Source organism: Secundilactobacillus folii, from assembly GCF_009720675.1.
GTDB classification, from domain to species: domain Bacteria; phylum Bacillota; class Bacilli; order Lactobacillales; family Lactobacillaceae; genus Secundilactobacillus; species Secundilactobacillus folii.
Genome location: NZ_WNJO01000006.1, coordinates 57,604 through 69,958 on the forward strand (window position 1 = coordinate 57,604; position 12,355 = coordinate 69,958).

General features: G+C 42.4%; 13 protein-coding genes and 1 pseudogene. 10 read left to right on the plus strand and 4 right to left on the minus strand.

Annotation, left to right across the window (positions count from 1 at the left end):
• Nucleotides 1-3 precede the first annotated feature (3 nt).
• The gene (locus GM612_RS06155) at nucleotides 4-348 is read left to right on the plus strand and encodes an AzlD domain-containing protein (RefSeq protein ID WP_155431512.1); all 345 of its coding nucleotides are present in this window, start codon (nucleotides 4-6) and stop codon (nucleotides 346-348) included.
• Between the two features lie 551 nt (nucleotides 349-899).
• Here the strand turns inward: GM612_RS06155 and GM612_RS06160 are convergent.
• Entirely contained in the window at nucleotides 900-2,072 is a 1,173-nt protein-coding gene (locus tag GM612_RS06160; protein WP_155431513.1) for an SAM-dependent methyltransferase, read from the minus strand.
• 180 nt (nucleotides 2,073-2,252) lie between these two features.
• Between GM612_RS06160 and GM612_RS06165 the strand changes: the two genes are divergently transcribed.
• The 7 genes from GM612_RS06165 to GM612_RS06195 all read left to right on the plus strand — a co-directional run bounded on the left by GM612_RS06165 (nucleotide 2,253) and on the right by GM612_RS06195 (nucleotide 8,735).
• On the plus strand, nucleotides 2,253-3,182 hold the full coding sequence (locus GM612_RS06165) for a hypothetical protein (protein ID WP_216644509.1): 930 nt from the start codon (nucleotides 2,253-2,255) through the stop codon (nucleotides 3,180-3,182).
• A gap of 70 nt (nucleotides 3,183-3,252) precedes the next feature.
• Nucleotides 3,253-4,332: an AI-2E family transporter gene (locus GM612_RS06170; RefSeq protein WP_155431514.1), complete on the plus strand. Its 1,080-nt coding sequence runs from the start codon at nucleotides 3,253-3,255 to the stop codon at nucleotides 4,330-4,332.
• 23 nt (nucleotides 4,333-4,355) lie between these two features.
• A complete protein-coding gene (lepB, locus tag GM612_RS06175; protein ID WP_343031832.1) occupies nucleotides 4,356-4,973 on the plus strand; it encodes a signal peptidase I in 618 nt (205 codons plus the stop codon).
• A gap of 152 nt (nucleotides 4,974-5,125) precedes the next feature.
• Nucleotides 5,126-5,815, plus strand: a complete 690-nt coding sequence (locus GM612_RS06180) for a 2,3-diphosphoglycerate-dependent phosphoglycerate mutase (RefSeq protein ID WP_155431516.1) — start codon at nucleotides 5,126-5,128, stop codon at nucleotides 5,813-5,815.
• Nucleotides 5,816-6,100: 285 nt separating this feature from the next.
• Nucleotides 6,101-6,325 carry a hypothetical protein gene (locus tag GM612_RS06185; protein ID WP_246147614.1) on the plus strand — a complete coding sequence of 75 codons (225 nt, stop codon included), beginning with the start codon at nucleotides 6,101-6,103 and terminating at the stop codon, nucleotides 6,323-6,325.
• 270 nt (nucleotides 6,326-6,595) lie between these two features.
• Nucleotides 6,596-6,775 (plus strand): hypothetical protein, encoded by a 180-nt coding sequence (locus GM612_RS06190; RefSeq protein ID WP_155431517.1) that lies wholly within the window; start codon nucleotides 6,596-6,598, stop codon nucleotides 6,773-6,775.
• Nucleotides 6,776-7,451: 676 nt separating this feature from the next.
• On the plus strand, nucleotides 7,452-8,735 hold the full coding sequence (locus tag GM612_RS06195) for a helveticin J family class III bacteriocin (RefSeq protein ID WP_155431518.1): 1,284 nt from the start codon (nucleotides 7,452-7,454) through the stop codon (nucleotides 8,733-8,735).
• Between the two features lie 29 nt (nucleotides 8,736-8,764).
• Here the strand turns inward: GM612_RS06195 and GM612_RS12665 are convergent, their stop codons facing one another.
• The 3 genes from GM612_RS12665 to GM612_RS06210 all read right to left on the minus strand — a co-directional run bounded on the left by GM612_RS12665 (nucleotide 8,765) and on the right by GM612_RS06210 (nucleotide 10,417).
• Nucleotides 8,765-9,001, minus strand: coding sequence for a transposase (locus tag GM612_RS12665; RefSeq protein ID WP_425500337.1), 237 nt, complete (start codon nucleotides 8,999-9,001; stop codon nucleotides 8,765-8,767).
• A 9-nt stretch (nucleotides 9,002-9,010) separates the two neighbouring features.
• Entirely contained in the window at nucleotides 9,011-9,988 is a 978-nt protein-coding gene (locus GM612_RS06205; protein WP_155431520.1) for a transposase, read from the minus strand.
• 93 nt (nucleotides 9,989-10,081) lie between these two features.
• A complete protein-coding gene (locus GM612_RS06210; protein ID WP_173021233.1) occupies nucleotides 10,082-10,417 on the minus strand; it encodes a transposase in 336 nt (111 codons plus the stop codon).
• 289 nt (nucleotides 10,418-10,706) lie between these two features.
• Between GM612_RS06210 and GM612_RS06215 the strand changes: the two genes are divergently transcribed.
• Together GM612_RS06215 and GM612_RS06220 are read left to right on the plus strand one after the other, a co-directional pair.
• On the plus strand, nucleotides 10,707-11,399 hold the full coding sequence (locus GM612_RS06215; protein ID WP_155431522.1) for a hypothetical protein: 693 nt from the start codon (nucleotides 10,707-10,709) through the stop codon (nucleotides 11,397-11,399).
• Nucleotides 11,400-11,519: 120 nt separating this feature from the next.
• Nucleotides 11,520-11,726: pseudogene (locus GM612_RS06220) on the plus strand (2,3-bisphosphoglycerate-dependent phosphoglycerate mutase); the annotation flags it as partial.
• Nucleotides 11,727-12,355 lie beyond the last annotated feature (629 nt).

Below are 12,355 nucleotides of genomic sequence, written 5' to 3' on the forward strand. Positions count from 1 at the left end.
CTAATGGCAGCTGTAAATAACTGGAACACGTCGCAACATTTTCTTTTAATCGTTTTGGGGTTCTTCGTGGCCTTCGCACCACGTTATTTTCCCATTAAAATTTTTACGCAGCGCAAAATTCCAGAGTGGTTCAACGAGTGGATGAAATTCGTTCCCGTTTCGCTCTTTACTGCTCTGGTCGTTAAGGATATTTTTGTCAGTTCAAGTTACCAAGTGGACATTATGGGCCACATACCGGAAATTATTGCCGCGGTGATCGTTGGCTTCGTTGCCTACTTTACCCGGTCAATGGCATTGTCGGTCATTGTTGGGCTGGTCAGTGTGTTCTTGCTGGCGGTTGTGCTGTAGTGGTTGTGAATTTGATGATTTTAATTTCGAAGTTGGCTGATTGTGGGCTGGCTTTTTTTGTGGGGAATTTATTGATGAGTTGATTTTTTAGGACGAACGAAAAGGCCACGGCAATGATGTCGTGGCCCCTTTGGTGCTCCTTATTAATTTGTTGGTTGGTGCGGTTTGATTTTATATTGCCGAACTGGGTTCCGAAATGCAGAGACTTGCGCCTAACTGACTTCCACCACAAATCCAAGCCCGGGATTTCTGGCGAAAGTCAATTAGGACTCCAGTCTCTCCCGCATTTCTCCACACCTTATCCGAATCGGGTTCCAGCAGACAAGGCCCTGCATATAAGCCAACTGCGGCATAATTCACGGCACAACCCGCCGCAAATTCTGCCACAGTCATCTTATACACCGGGCCTTCCCGTCTGCTTCCACACCTTATCCGAATCGGGTTCCGAAATGCAGAGACTTGCGCCTAACTGACTTCCACCACAAATCCAAGCCCGGGATTTCTGGCGAAAGTCAGTTAGGACTCCAGTCTCTCCCACATTTCTCCACACCTTACTTATACATATACCCCCTCGTCATCGGCAACGTCTTTCCCGACGGTCCCTTTGACAATAGATACTGCATCACATCAATATTTCCCGACGCAAACGACGCACTCGCCGCCTGCAGATACAGATCCCACATTCTTACAAATTTTTCATCCATCATCTCTTGAATCTCTTGCTCATGCGCCTGGAAATTCTTATCCCAAATTTCCGTCGTCCTTTGATAATGACGCCTCAACGGTTCCAAATCATCCACCTGTAAGCCGGCATCCAAAACATGCTGCAGATTCTCCAGCATTCCCGGTACATAGCCTCCCGGGAAGATCCACTTATTTAACCAACCATTATTAGCTCCCTTTCCTTGCCGTGTGATCCCATGAATTAGCGCCACGCCGTCATCCTTCATGTACTTTGCCACATCCGCAAAGTACTCACCCAGATTCTCTGCGCCCACATGTTCAAACATGCCCACTGAAGTGACATAATCCCACTGGTGATTACCCAACTCTCTGTAGTCCATCAGCAGAACCTCTGCCATGCCCTCCAAATTTTCGTCCGCAATGCGCTGTTTAACCATGTCATACTGCTCCTGACTCAGCGTTACGCCAGTTACTTTCAAGTTATATTCCTTGGCCGCTGTCAGCATCAGAGTACCCCAGCCACAGCCAATATCCAGTAAAGTCCGCCCCGGCTGCGGATTTAGCTTATTGATGATATGGTGGACCTTATTCATTTGAGCAGTCTCTAAATCATCGTCCGCATGTTCAAAATAGGCACACGAATAAGTCATGGTTGGGTCAAGCCACAGTTTATAGAAGTCGTTGCCAAGGTCGTAATGGCTCTGAACGTCCTCCTTGCTTTCCTTTTCATCGTGTTTTTGCTTGGGCAGAAAATGGATGAACTTACTGTTATGAAAAAAACTGCCAGCATTCTCGTACGCTGAGATCAGCAGTTTTTCAATGCTGCCATCGATTTCAATTTTCTTGTCCATATAACCTTCACCAAGGGCAATTGAGGCGTTTTTGCGAATGTCGCTGATGGGAATCGGTTCGTTAAAGGTAATGTGAACTTCGGGTTCGCCGTCACCATACGTGGCCGTTTTGCCGTCCCAATAGGTCACCTTGATTGGAATGTTAAACGAACGACTCAGAAAAGTTTTGAAAAATGTCTTTTCAAGCATGCAATGTCAATCCTTTCTCTATTTAAATGCAGTTTAAGATCTCTCAACTATGAATTATACGCTACCTATTAAATTTTCGTGACTTGCAGATTTACATAAACTTAATAAACCTGTTCTCCGCCCGAATTAGCAACATGGTATAATAGAAATTAATATGGATACAGTGGGGAGGATATTGACGTGAAAAAGTGGATATGGACCATTGTGGCAGTCGTGATCATCGCGGTCGTCGGTGGCGTTGCATTTACCAGCCACCACATCACACAAAAGGCTTATACTGCGGCAATGACGACTGGGAAAAAAGCCGTTGCAAAGGAGAATTATTCGGTTGCTGAAAGCTCATTCCAGGAGGCTCTGCGACACCGAACAAATGACCAGCAAGCGCAGGGCTATCTGACCCAGACACAAAACTTCGTGGCGGCTGAATCGGCCATGAACGACAGTGAATTTGCGACTGCCAAGAGTAACTACACGAAGGTTAAGAATGCGTCGCCGAGCATTGCTAGTTTAACAAACCGTGCGAAGACGGCCCTGAAAAATCTGAAAACCATTACCGTTAAAGCCGAACTATTCCAGCAGATCTACGACCAAGCTGTGACTCAAAATCAGGGTCAGCAGTATACTGAGTCTAACGCAACGCTGGACCGAATCTTCAAGGATTCCGAAGCTCAACAAAGTTACTACACCAAAATTTACAATCAAGCTGTTGACCTCCGAACCGCTAACAATAAGGCCATTAAAAATGGCGGGGATGGCACTAGTGCTGCCACGAGTAGTTCGTCAACGGGTACGACGACCAATTCGGGTTCTAGCACCACGAGTGCTAACCCTGGCAGCAGTTCAAGCAGTAGTGTGACTGGACTGACGGATGCCGAAAAACAGGCGGCGAAGAACTACAAGGGATCTAATGAATATACGGTGCCGAAGTCGCGAACTGAGATTGATGGTCAAACGATCACCGCTGCCCAGATCAATTCTGCTCGCAACACGCTCAAATCAATTGGGGTTGCACCAGGGAGCTTCTCTGATCAAGATATCAGAGATGGTATGATTGCAGCGCATAAACAGGGTATTTCATTTAAGTCATACGCTGAAAAGAATTATAAATAAGGCTAATGGTCCTTGTTAAACCAATTGCTAACAAGGGCTATTTATGTACCGTCGGAGAAAGAGGGATGTTATGGGATTATACCAACGATTTGTTAAAAATGTCATACTAAGACGCTGGGTGGTACTCGGCATTTTAATGTTGACGCTGTGGCTTGTCAGGTCTGAAATGAGTATGATTTTGCTGACGTTTATTTTTACGTTTCTGATTACTCGCCTGATCCGCTTTATTCAACGCCACCTGCGCATTCCGTCGCAGATCATCGTTATCGTGGTCTATGTGGTGCTGATTTTGGCGCTGTTTTTTGCCATTACCATCTACATCCCGAAAATCGCTAACCAAGTGGTATTATCGGTTCAGTCGATTTATAATTTCTACCAGAATTCCTCTAACGATACGAACGAAACGGTTCGGCTGGTGTCAGATTGGTTAAGTAAATCTAATCTGATGCCGCAGGTCAAAGGTGGTATTAAGGTCCTGGTCGACTACATTACTAGTGTGGGTTCATTTGGCGTGACGGTGGTTCTGTCACTGATCCTTAGCTTCTTTTTCACCATTGAATTAAAGCCGATGTTCGCTTTTTCGAAGCTCTTTTTGAGCAGTGATTATGGCTGGTTCTTCCAGGATATCTCCTACTTTGGACATAAGTTTGCCGATACGTTTGGGGTCGTCTTGGAAGCCCAATTCCTGATTGCCATTTTTAACACGGCAGTGACGACGATTGGTCTGGCGTTTTTGCACATTCCTCAATTGTTAGTTGTTGCCATCATGGTCTTCATCCTAAGCTTAATTCCGGTCGCTGGGGTGATCATTTCAGCCGTACCGCTGAGTATCGTTGGTTATTCGGTCGGGGGTTACCAAGATGTGATCACAATTTTGATCTTGTTGCTGGTGGTTCATGCGATAGAAGCCTACGTTTTGAACCCGAAATTGATGTCAAGCAAAACTGAGCTGCCAATTTTCTACACATTCGTGGTATTATTGGCAGGTGAGGCAATGTGGGGCACATGGGGGTTGATCGTCAGCGTCCCTGTGTTCACCTTCTTCCTCGACATCTTAGGTGTGAAGCGGGCTCATGGCTTGCACGTGGCACCAGCAGAACTGAAGAAGAAAATTAAAGCACGGGCTGACCGCTGGAAATCCGACGATTAATTGCCCGATTATCTATTGGAGGTATTACCTTGAAAAAAGCACTTTCATGGCTCATTCCCATTGCGGTGGGGCTACTTTTAGCCATTGGTATTCGCGTTTTCTGGTTGGTTCCCGTTAGCGTTGACGGAGCCTCGATGGAACCCAATCTGCAGAATAATCAGCGGGTCGTGGCCATCAAGACGTCACCGGTAAAACGCTTCTCAGTCGTTGTATTTAACGCTTACGGTGTTGATTCAAACGCTGCGAAGGGTGAAAAGTACGTCAAGCGTGTGATTGGGTTACCAGGCGATTCGATCAGATACACGAAGACTGGCAAACTTTACGTCAACGGCAAGTATCAAGCCCAAAACTTCATTTCTAAGTACCAGCAAAAAGCCGGGACAGTGTCGCAGTTTGCGAACGGCTTTACCTTGGTATCTGCCGCCCGTCAAAACGACTGGAGCAATAAATGGAGTTTGGCGATCGGCAACAACCGGATCAATAAGGTACCGAAGAACTGTTACTTCGTGATGGGGGACCACCGAAGCGTTTCTGAAGACGGCCGTTACTACGGATTCGTTCCAAAGAGTAAGCTGGTCGGCGTGGTCAAAGTGGGTCCTTGGAAGAGTAACCACAAAATTATCAATGATTATACCAATTAAGATATCAACAAATTCACAATCAAAATAGCGAGTTCAATCAGAGTGCTGATTGGACTCGCTTTCATTTTAGTGAAACAGCATTTCGTACTGAAATCACGGGCCATTTGGTGTAAAATGGTTTGGTAATTAAAAGAAGAAAGAGGTATTGATTAATGGCTAAATTAGTATTGATCCGTCACGGTCAAAGTGAATGGAACTTATCTAACCAATTTACTGGTTGGGTTGATGTTGATCTTAGTGATGAAGGTGTAAAGCAAGCCATCAACGCTGGTAAGCTGATTAAAAAGGAAGGCATTGAATTCGACTATGCTTTCACTTCCGTTTTGACGCGTGCCATCAAGACGTTGCACTACGTTTTGGAATACTCAGACCAACTGTGGATCCCTGAAACCAAGACTTGGCGTTTGAACGAACGTCACTACGGTGCATTGCAAGGCCAAAACAAGGCTGAAGCAGCCAAGAAGTTTGGTGACGACCAAGTGCACATTTGGCGTCGTTCGTACGACGTTTTGCCACCACTTTTGAAGCCTGACGATGAAGGTTCAGCTGTTAAAGACCGTCGTTACGCGAACTTGGACCCTAACATCGTACCTGGCGGTGAAAACTTAAAGGTCACTCTGGAACGGGTAATGCCATTCTGGGAAGATGAAATCGCCCCTAAGTTGTTGGATGGCAAGAACGTTGTCATTGCAGCGCACGGTAACTCATTACGGGCACTGAGCAAGTACATTGAAGGTATCAGTGACGAGGACATCATTAACCTTGAAATGGCAACTGGGCAGCCAGTGGTTTATGACTTTGACGAAAAATTAAAGGTGTTGAATAAGACGAAGTTAGGCTAGAGTGCGGAACAAGGCGTTTTGAGACCGGCGTGTAAGGTGACGCTGGCATAATTTACGGGTGCTTTTCCCATGAATTATGTCAGGGTTGACTTACACATAGGTCTCAGCCTTGTGCAGCACGTTTCGGCTACGATGCCCAAACAGCTCGCACCTAAATATAAACAAAAAATGATCACTAACGGGCGTTAAGTCTGGCTCGTGGGTGGTCATTTTTCTGCGCCAAAATGAATGTACTAGGACGCCTGAGTGGCAAATAAAACTGAAATTGAATGGGAGTAAATAAACTTGGATAACGCAATCACAAATGAAGTCTCACAACGTGAAATGATGAAGATCATCGGCCTTTTTCGGCAGAATAGCTTTCGTGGTGAGTACGCGAGCTTTAAACGTGGTGAAACTCAAGATCACTACCAGGTGATCTTGACGGATGAAAAATCAGGTGTAAAAGGATTATTCAAGGTAGATCTAGAAGCTGGTTCGATTGAGTTCCAGCATGTGGTGATGGATTAGGCGTCACCAGTCATAGGTATAGAAGAAGGGTCAAGGTCGCGGTTGTGCGATCTTGACCCCCTTTCTATTTATGAAGTCTTATTTTTCAAAATAGTAATGAATAGCGGCTACGCTATGATGATTATCGGAACGCCGTTAGCGCTAGTTAGTGACCTAAGAAAACAGTGAGAGCACTCAATTTATATTCAATTAAGCCTGTGCTTCCGGTATACTGAGCTAAGTAGAGGGTTAGTGACGGTTGGCAAATCCAATTGAAGTGAGTTGATGCCTATGAGTGTTTCTGCTTGTAGTGAGGATTCTATTCTAGAGAGAGGACAAGCCATTTTAGGCTTACTGAGCTTTTTGATTGTGTTGGTTGGCAAGTTGACAGCATTAGTATTGGCGCTTACTGCGTTGATCTATGCTGGAATCAAGTTGATTGATGCATGGCGGAAGTTGGAAAAAGACTAAAATAAAAACCGTTCCGCTAACTTTGACAGGTTCGGAATGGTTTTTTTGTTCGTAACTATGCCACCGTCTTTAACGGCTCTGCATGGAAGTCCTATTTGCAGTAGGGCTTCTTTTTATGTCTTAAGTATAACATATTTAAGACTAGAATAGCCCATCCACAATCAATAACTACCGTTTTTCAGGAGCGGTACATAAGCAACGAATATGACAAAGTGACAGGTATTGAGTAATAGGAGATGTGGATTGGCCAATAAAATCCGATACCGCATCAGTATCGGGAATTAAAAAGGTAGGTAAGAGCATTGAACGCAGCACGAAAAACAGCTATGGTGAACTGTTCGTCGCGAAATGAAACAAATTATAAATCCGGGGTTGATAATTAGCTAGAAGAAAAGTTTCTTAATGTAGTTTCAACTAAAAGTGAAGATGCTGTCCAAAGCATATTTGACGAACAGGGACAGATTATAGAATATTTAAAAGAACATCGCTTTATTATTTGACAATTCGGGTATTGAACAGTTACAGGAATTCTTTTGGAAAAAATAATAATGCAAAAAAGAAGCAAATTCACAAAAAAATCCCACCTTTTTCTTATGGAAATCATATTATTTTAATAATATTAAGATATCGAAAAGCTATTTACTCGATAAAGTTCAGGTAAAAGGATGTGTTCAAAATGAACAAGACAGTTAGTAAGTTACTTTTATCCGGTATGTTATCTCTTAGCCTTGTAGGAGGAAGTGTTATCAGTAATATTTCCTTAGTTGCTCATGCAGAAGAAACTACGTCAACATCAAGTTCATCGACTGCTACACCTGATACCGAAACGATTACACGAGAACAAGAAACGCAAAATTTATTAAATGACCCAGATAATAAACGAATTTTAGCTAATGAAGCTGAAGGTATTGATGATAGTGATGCTAGTATTGAGGCACCAACAGTAGTTAGTCGTGATGATTTTAATAATGATAATGAATATTACTCATATTTGCGTACTCATCCGTATGTAAAAACAACAGATACTATTTCAACACGTTCGGCTGATGTTGCTATGGCAGGGGCTACAACTGCTGCTAAAGAATATTCATTTGAAGGTCTTCAACATACAACTGTTATTCAAAAAGCATACATTGGCTCTACCTACATTTACGTAACGCAATTATCAGGACAAGATTTATACTTATCACGGTGTCGAATTGAAGGAAACGTAGCAGTTTATCAAGATGAAATGAAATTAACAGATTTTGGACACTCTCAAACACTAGAAGAATTTAAGTACAATGATGAATATTATTTCTGGATTGGATGTAAGGGAGTGGAAACTACTTCAAGTGGTATTCCGTGGTCAACTCAAGTAGCACGAATTCAGTACAGTCCAGGTGAATTAAAATATACAGACGCTCCACGATTCTCAAGTATTAATTACCTTAATAACACAGGAGCTTCAAATGGAAGTATGACGCGTTCTGACAGTGCACTTTCAAGTACTACTAATCGACTATTTATTTGGACTAAGAATGGTGATGGTACTGCTCATTATGCGTCCTATGACGCTACCCAAATGAATCAGATTTTAGATGAAGCTGTTAGCTCTGGCGGAAATTTATATGTGCCATTCACTGATTCACGAGTACATGCTGCTTATATTGCCGGGCACCCGATGACTGCATCAGCATTGACCAGTTTAATATCGTATGATTCTATTCAAGGTTTTGAATATAACGATGCAGATGCAATTTATATTTCTAGCGGTCAAGAGGGAGATACACCAGCGATGGTAAAATTTGCTTGGAATACAACTTCAGGATCTAAAGTAACGCTAAATAATAGTGAGTTTGGTTCTACGACGGAAACTGAAGGAATGCAACTCAAAGGTGATGATGTTCACCTAGTTGTTGATTTTCATGACAATCCAAATGTATCGATGATTTACAGTGTTCCTAAATCAGCATTTTAACTTTTAAATAAAAGGGGCTGGGACATAATTCAGCCTTGAATTAAAAAGTAGCTCAATGAACTCAATTTTTGAGTTTGTTGAGCTACTTTTTGGTGACCATCCGGTTTACTTTGGGGTTTCACCCCCATATTCTTAGCCAATTTCTTCAGATTAGCGGCCATTAGCACAATCCCCAGCTCATTAGTAACGGACTGTAATCCTCTGACTGATAATCGTTTGAACGCTAAATTAGCCTTCAAATTACCGAAAACTGACTCAACTTCAATCTTACGACGTCAATAGATTGATTTACCAGTTTCGCTTGAAAGCTTTAGTCGGATTACATTTTTCTGCATCTCCCAATGGGGATTAACTTGGATTTGACGTTGGTTACCACCTTTATTGAGCGAATAATCAATGTCGTTGTTTTCGGGTTGCTCGTCAGCTTCATAAACTCGAGTATGGCGGGTAAAACCATATTTATCGGTTCGAGTTGAAAGAGCTTTAAATGAAAAATGTACGTTGTGGTCATCTGTAAAGCTGTCAGTTTGATGGTCATAACGCCAGTTCATGACCTTGTGGACATCTTTAAGATACTTACGAGTTTGCTCCTTCAAATACATGGTGTAGGGGATGAGCGGGGTTGCTCCAAACTCCTGCAGAATGAAGTCATAGTTCGATTCACTGCCATATCCGGCATCGGCCACAATATAACGGAAGATTCGTCGGCTCTTCTGAGCGGTTTTCAAAAATGGTTGTAACGTTCGCTGATCAGTCGGTCGTTGATTAACTGTATAGTAAAGGACATGTTGACACTGCGTCCCAATTTGCAGATTATACCCCGACTTCAGTTGCCCGTTATTCATGGGGTCTTCTTTCATACGCATAAAGGTGGCATCATGGTCGGTTTTGGAAAAGCTATTACGATCACCAAAAGTTGCCTTGGCAGTTTCGTATTTGCGTTTTCGCGGAATCAAATCCGTTTTAATGATGTGTTGTAAGTGTTTTAGTGTCCGTCTTCGCCGCTTCCGTGGCGAGCCATCTTGACTTGCTTTTTCGGTTTCAATTGTCTGGTTTAGATTATTAATTTCCTGATCTAGTTTTTGACTGGCTGCTTCTAAGTTAGCTAATGGACCTTCTTCAGTTAGCGCTAAATCAACATTGGCCTGAATCAACTCATCAAAGATTGATTGAGCCTTTTCATCTAACTTCGCATCAAATTTTTCGATGCTTTTCCGCCAAACAAAACTATATTTATTAGCGTCAGCGACCATCTTGGTCCCATCAATAAACAGGGCACTATCGTCGACTAATTCGTAGTCGCAGAGTTGATTATGGAACTGTAAAAATAGCTCTTTAATCAGGGATTAAGTACTTTTAGCAACTCGAAATCGATTGATAGTTCGGTAACTCGGGACATCGTCACAGTTACCAATTAACCACATCATCGGTAAATTTTCTTCGGCCATCTGTTGGATACCTCGTCCTGAAAAGGTTTTGCGGGTGTAGGCGAAAATAATCATTTTCAACATCATCGCCGGTGAGTACTGTGGTCGTCCAAACTCAGCGGACGCTGGGTACAATACCGCTTCCGGAATGCTATCGATAAAATTGCTAATAAAAGCGGCAACGTGGTTAGTCGAAATTGTAAATTCAAAAGGAATTGTCAATGTTGTTTGGTTATTGTTATACTGTTTGTACATGATATGTTCGCCTGCTTTCTTTTGTTGTGGTGATTTGAGATTAACAGACACGGGCATATCGTGCCTACATAAAAGTAAAAAATAGGTCGTAAAATTCGAAAATCCGAATTTTACGACTTATTTTTAAGCGGGGACTTTTGTCCCAGCCCCTTTTATTTTCTCTTAATCTTTTTAAGATGTAAAAAGGTTGATAATGAGGATTGCATAATGCTATTATGAATTGGAATACTGGTACAGATACGGTGCTTTTAAGTTAAAGTATCCCGAATAGCTGAAAGAAGGAATCACTATGAATAAGATAATTATTAGAAGTTTGACTTTAGGCACTTTGGCACTTGGTATTGGGTTTACTACACAGCAGGTTAACGCTAGTGCTGCATATCGGACGGTTAAAACGAAGAGTTATGCTAGTACAACGCCAGCATATCATGCAAAAAATGCAACTAAATCGGTTTATATGTGGAATAGTACACTAACTAAGAAGTTGCATAACTTGAAGAATTACCCTAAAACAACGTGGTACGTTCAAAAGAGTGTTAAGTTAACTAATGGTAAAAAAACTGGTATTTTCTACTATGTAAAAAATAAGAGCAACTCAGCAAGTGGGTATGTTTGGCGTAGTTACTTAACTAAGGGTAAATTTGCAGCTAAGTCAGGTACAAGTACTACCTCAACTACCACCACAACGGATTCTACAGTAGCAACGAGTAGCAATAGTCTTACTTTTAAGTACGTTAATGCTACTTCAGGGGCAACGGTTGCAAGTACTTCATGGATTGTACCGTCAAACTTATTAAAGTCAGGTGCCTCATTAAGTGAAGGCACTAGTATGAAGAGTATTTTAAAAGATATTACAAGCGTATTATCGGCTGCAACTGCTGATGCACCAACTGGCTATGATATTACAGACACAACTTATCCTAATGTTGTCACATCTAAGGTAGGGGAAACGTTAATTTTCCATGTGCTTCCTCAAAATTAATTAAATTAGCAGTGCAATAGAATAGGTTAAGATTTTAGCTGATTAATACGTCACTAGAATGTCACCAAAAATGCCACCAATGATGATAGTAATACCGTTATATCAGCATTACAGGGTACATTCTGGGAAGATGAGATTGCACCAAAGCTGCTTGACGACAAAAACGTCATCATCGCAGCTCACGGTAACTCATTACGGGCCTTGAGCAAGTACATCGAAGGTATCTCTGATGAAGATATCATCAACCTTGAAATGAAGACTGGCCAACCAGTTGTCTACGACTTCAACGAAAAGCTTGAAGTACAAAGCAAGACGAAGCTTGGTTAATTAGCAACACAAACTTTTAGCTCACAACTTAAAGTTAAACACAGAAAAATGATCACTGAAGGGTGGCAATTGAGGCCCAGTGGTGATCATTTTTCTGTGCGGATTATGGATAAATACGGATAATGCTGGCACTAGCGGTCACTAATCGTCTCTGATTGGGCGCTGGGGTCGCTATTCGTGACGGCAGAGTGTGGAAGAAAACGGGTTGAGACCGGAGTGTAAGCGAGCCTGGACATAGCTTGGGTTTGGCTTTGTGTTCAGGATTGCTTACATGCAGGTCTCAGTTTTCTGGAGCACGTTTCGGCTATGTAACAGGTAAGCTGAATGAGGCGCTTTTAAGTTAAAGTGCTTCATTCAAGCTGGCTAAATAATAAAAACTAAAATCGAATTGGAGCATATATTACCTTGGATAACGTATTAGAACAAGAAGTTTCACAACGCGACATGATGAAGATCATCGGCCTTTTCCGGAAGAACAGCTTCCGTGGCGAATATGAGAGTTTCTAACATGGTAAGGGCGGTCAAGACGAGTATATGGTCGTTTTGACGGATGAGAAGTCAGGCGTTAAGGGATTATTCAAGGCAGATTTGGGGACTGGTTCGATTGAGTTCCAGCATGTGGTGATGGA

Bases quoted from the DNA above. Each gene is read 5' to 3' on its own strand.
- GM612_RS06155 (WP_155431512.1), top strand. From the start codon at position 4: ATGGCAGCTGTAAATAACTGGAACACGTCGCAACATTTTCTTTTAATC.
- GM612_RS06160 (WP_155431513.1), bottom strand. From the start codon at position 2,072: ATGCTTGAAAAGACATTTTTCAAAACTTTTCTGAGTCGTTCGTTTAAC.
- GM612_RS06170 (WP_155431514.1), top strand. From the start codon at position 3,253: ATGGGATTATACCAACGATTTGTTAAAAATGTCATACTAAGACGCTGG.
- GM612_RS06180 (WP_155431516.1), top strand. From the start codon at position 5,126: ATGGCTAAATTAGTATTGATCCGTCACGGTCAAAGTGAATGGAACTTA.
- GM612_RS06190 (WP_155431517.1), top strand. From the start codon at position 6,596: ATGAGTGTTTCTGCTTGTAGTGAGGATTCTATTCTAGAGAGAGGACAA.
- GM612_RS06195 (WP_155431518.1), top strand. From the start codon at position 7,452: ATGAACAAGACAGTTAGTAAGTTACTTTTATCCGGTATGTTATCTCTT.
- GM612_RS06205 (WP_155431520.1), bottom strand. From the start codon at position 9,988: ATGGTCGCTGACGCTAATAAATATAGTTTTGTTTGGCGGAAAAGCATC.
- GM612_RS06210 (WP_173021233.1), bottom strand. From the start codon at position 10,417: ATGTACAAACAGTATAACAATAACCAAACAACATTGACAATTCCTTTT.
- GM612_RS06215 (WP_155431522.1), top strand. From the start codon at position 10,707: ATGAATAAGATAATTATTAGAAGTTTGACTTTAGGCACTTTGGCACTT.